Raw genomic sequence first — 3,400 nt, forward strand, 5'->3', positions numbered from 1 at the left:
GTAGAACGCCTCGCGCGACTTGATCCGCTGCTCATAATGCACCTTGCCGAGGGCGTCTTCGCCGGCGAGCTGGAACACATGCTTGGCCAGGTCAACCGCCACGGTAGTGCAGGCCGCCAAATCGGCAGAAGACAAGGATTGATCAATCGAAGTATGCTTTTTCATGGACTCGCCCTCGCTGTCGTTGGCTGTTTAGACTGCCACCGTGGCGCATTGACGCCTCGGCTTGGGCGAGTCCATTCAATTACAAGGGTTGTGTCAGGGCTGAGTTTTTGCAATCAAGCACCAACCGTGCGCCACCGAGTTCGCTGCTGCCCACTTCAAGCGCAAACCCATGCAGGCTGGCAATCGCCGCGACGATCGACAATCCCAACCCAAACCCGCTTTTCTGATGCCCCCCCTCAGCACGATAGAAGCGCTGAAACACCACCTCGCGTTCGGCCTCTGGAATGCCCGGCCCGGAGTCGAGCACTTCGATTCGCGTAAACCCGCCCTCGCTGACCCCGCGCAAAATCACCTCGCCCCCCGGCGGTGTGAATTTGATCGAGTTGCTCAGCAGATTCGCCACGGCTTCGAACAACAGCGCCCGATCCCCGTTAAGGGCTGGCAGCGATGCCGGCAATTGCAGGGTGAAAACCAGTTCGCCTTCTTCCGCCAGCGGCAGGTAAAAGTCGTGCAGCTCTTGCAGCAACGGCACCGGGTCCAGCTGCACAAAACCTGAGCGGCGCTGGCGATCTTCCAGCTCGGAAATGCGCAGCAAGCCGCGAAAGCGCGCCATCAAGGTGTCCGCTTCACCCAGCACCGAGTCCAGTTGCACGGCCAGCGTCGAGCCATCTTCAGCCTGCTGCTGAATCCGGTACAGCTGCGCCCGCAGGCGTGTCAGCGGGGTGCGCAGGTCGTGGGCGATGTTGTCGCAGACACCCTTGACCTCGTGCATCAACCGCTCGATGCGTTCCAGCATGGCGTTGACGATGGCGGCGAGCATGTCCAGTTCATCGCGGCGGTTGGACAAGGGCAGGCGCCGGGTCAAATCTCCGGCGACGATGGCTTCGGCGCTGGCCTGGATCGCACGGATACGTCGCAGCGGCCGGCGCCGCAATAAGTGCCAACCGACAATGCCAGGAATGATCGTCAGCGTGACGCCCCAGAGCAACGCATGAAGGATGATCCGGGTAACGGCGAACAACGAACCGTTGTCGCGCACCAGCACCAGCCAGCGACCGTCCCGGGTCTGGGTGGCGACCGCGTCGCAGCTGTCGGCGGGCAGGGTCGGGTCGTCGGAGTCGGCGCAGTCGCTGAGCATGTGGATCTTGCCGTCCAGCGGCAGGCCTTCGGGCATGTGGCGCAGGGCACCGCTGAGGTAGCGGTGCTGAGCATCGAACAGGCCATAGGCGTCGATGCCGCGAATGTCGAAGGTCATGCTGACGGCGAGGGCGTCCGCCAATTGTTCGCCCTGAAAGTGCGAAAACAAATGCTGGCGTTGCATCAGCGAATGCTTGGCCAGGTTATCCAGGTAAGCGGAGACCTCGTAGTACATGACGCCCATGAGGATCGCGCTCCAGATCACGAACAGCGAACTGTAGAGCGCCAGCAAGCGGCTGCTGGAGGAACGCCAGCCGTTAGACGGGTTCGGCAATGACATAACCCGAGCCTCGCACGGTCCGAATCAGTGGGGCCTGGCCTTGCGGGTCAATCTTCTTGCGCAGACGGCCGATGTGCACGTCGATCAGGTTGGTGCCGGGGTCGAAATGGTAGCCCCAGACTTCTTCGAAAATCATCATGCGCGACAGAATCTGCCCGGTGTTGCGCATCAGGAATTCGAGCAGTTTGTACTCGGTCGGCAGCAGCGTCAGTAGCAGGCCGGCGCGGCTGGCTTCGTGGCTGATCAGGTTGAGTTCCAGGTCCGCCACTCGCAGCGTGGTGGCCTGGGCGGTCACGGTGTTCTGCCGGCGCAGCAGCACTTCAACGCGGGCGGCCATTTCATCGGTGGYGAACGGCTTGGTCAGGTAATCGTCACCGCCCGCGCGCAAACCCCGCACCCGCTCATCGACATCGGAGAGGGCACTGATCATCAGGATCGGCGTGACCACGCCCATGGTTCGCAACGTGGTGACAATTGCCAGGCCATCGAGCTCCGGCAACATACGGTCGAGGGTGATCAGGTCGTAGTCGCCACTGACCGCACGCTCCAGGCCTTCACGGCCATTGTCGACCCAATCGACATCGAGGCCGTGGCTGCTCAATTCGGCGACGATTTCCCGGGCGGTCACGGCGTCGTCTTCGATGGTCAAGATGCGGGTCATAGGGCTGGCCTGATTAGCGGTTCTCAATGATGTGCAGCATTTTGCCAAGAAATGATCGAAGGCTTTCTAAATAAAACTTCATGCACTGATCATTTCAATCAATGCAGAAAACCCGTCGTGTTGACGTGTTCCTTGCAAATTGCATGAGAAAAAGAAGTTCAATCTTTATAGGTTATTGAAAAATAACGATTTAATTATTTGTCGCGTCTGGCACGGTGACTGCAAAGGACCATTCGAGAGTTGTAACACCATCTTTCCTGCCTGGAGCGATACAACAATGAATAGATCTTCTGATGGTTTCTATCCCGTCGCAGAAGAAACAAGCACGCTCTCGGGTGTGTCCTGGGGCGCGATCTTCGCCGGGGCCGCTGCGGCGGCGGCGTTGTCGCTGATCCTGGTGCTGCTCGGTTTCGGCCTGGGTTTTTCGGCGGTTTCGCCGTGGGCCAATGAAGGCGTGAGCGCCAAGGGCCTGGGCATCTCAACCATCGTGTGGTTGGCGGTGACGCAAATCGTGGCATCCGGGCTCGGCGGTTACATTGCCGGTCGCTTGCGGGTCAAGTGGGCCAACATGCACGGGGATGAAGTGTATTTCCGTGATACCGCCCATGGCTTCCTCGCCTGGTGCGTGGCGACATTGGTGACCGCGACCCTGGTGGTCGGCTCGGTCAGCAGTATYGTCAGCGGTGGTGTGCAGGCCGGGGCAAGTGTCGTTGGTGGGGCGGCCAGTGCGGCCACTCAAGCCGCAGGCACCGCTGCTGGTAAAACCGACAGCGATCAATTCGGTTATTTCGTCGACAGCCTGTTCCGTAGCGATAGCCCCGCAGAGGTCAGCGATGAGGCCGCGCGTGGCACGGTGACCCGCATCTTCGCGCGTAGCCTGAGCAATGGCCAATTGGCTGCCGAAGACCGGACCTATCTCGCACAAATGGTTGCCCAACGCACCAACCTGAGCCAGGCAGACGCCGAACGTCGTGTCGATGAAGTCTACGCCCGCACTCAAAAAGCCATTGCCGACGCCAAACTGGCTGCCCAGCAAGCCGCTGACACCGCCGCCAAAGTTGCTGCCTGGACGTCGCTGTGGATGTTCATTGCACTGC

Annotated in this window: 3 protein-coding genes and 1 pseudogene; 1 reads left to right on the forward strand and 3 read right to left on the reverse strand. The window is 60.3% G+C overall.

The window, feature by feature from the left end:
- From AC1DSG_RS29275 to AC1DSG_RS29285, 3 genes and pseudogenes are all read right to left on the reverse strand, one after another.
- Positions 1–120, reverse strand: a pseudogene (locus tag AC1DSG_RS29275) (IS110 family transposase); the annotation flags it as partial.
- Between the two features lie 124 nt (positions 121–244).
- On the reverse strand, positions 245–1,642 hold the full coding sequence (locus AC1DSG_RS29280) for a sensor histidine kinase (RefSeq protein ID WP_477793985.1): 1,398 nt from the start codon (positions 1,640–1,642) through the stop codon (positions 245–247).
- Positions 1,620–2,303, reverse strand: a complete 684-nt coding sequence (locus AC1DSG_RS29285; RefSeq protein WP_477793986.1) for a response regulator transcription factor — start codon at positions 2,301–2,303, stop codon at positions 1,620–1,622. The genes AC1DSG_RS29280 and AC1DSG_RS29285 overlap by 23 nt, the downstream gene beginning before the upstream one ends.
- A gap of 277 nt (positions 2,304–2,580) precedes the next feature.
- Between AC1DSG_RS29285 and AC1DSG_RS29290 the strand changes: the two genes are divergently transcribed.
- Positions 2,581–3,400: hypothetical protein (locus tag AC1DSG_RS29290; protein ID WP_477793987.1), on the forward strand; the 820-nt coding region annotated here is incomplete at its 3' end.

It is taken from the genome of Pseudomonas sp. P5_A12 (assembly GCF_056400685.1).